This window comes from Variovorax glucosi (assembly GCF_051216695.1).
Lineage (GTDB): Bacteria > Pseudomonadota > Gammaproteobacteria > Burkholderiales > Burkholderiaceae_C > Variovorax.
Genome location: NZ_JBPJZE010000185.1, coordinates 1 through 367 on the forward strand (window position 1 = coordinate 1; position 367 = coordinate 367).

The following is a 367-nucleotide window of genomic DNA, read 5'->3' on the forward strand; positions in this document are numbered from 1 at the left end:
GTGTGGCGCCTGCGCGGCTATCAGGCCTCGCAAGGCCACCGCATCGAGCTGCGCTACACGCAAGCAGACGCGCGCCCGGAACACAGCAAAGACGTCATTCCCGAACGCTCCGATGGCCACGAGCTCCCGCCGCCCGCGCTCCTGCCTGCCGGGCGGCTGAGCGACATCCTCAGTTACCAGGGGGGCCAGTTGATGGCTCACGTGAAGGTGCAATGGGAACACGGGCGCATTTGCGCGCTGTGGGAGGTCGCCGATGGCCGGCAGACACGGCAACTAGCCTCCTACAAGTACGACGATGCCGGCAACCTGGTCCAAGCCGCCGATGAAAACGCCCTCACGCGCGAAGACTGCACGCAGGCCGCGTGGC

Annotated in this window: 1 protein-coding gene; it reads left to right on the forward strand. The window is 67.0% G+C overall.

Features of this window, described 5'->3' with window-relative positions; all coding sequences use genetic code 11:
• Positions 1-367 (forward strand): hypothetical protein (locus ACSFA3_RS24095; RefSeq protein WP_435507914.1); only part of this gene is annotated, 367 nt, incomplete at both ends.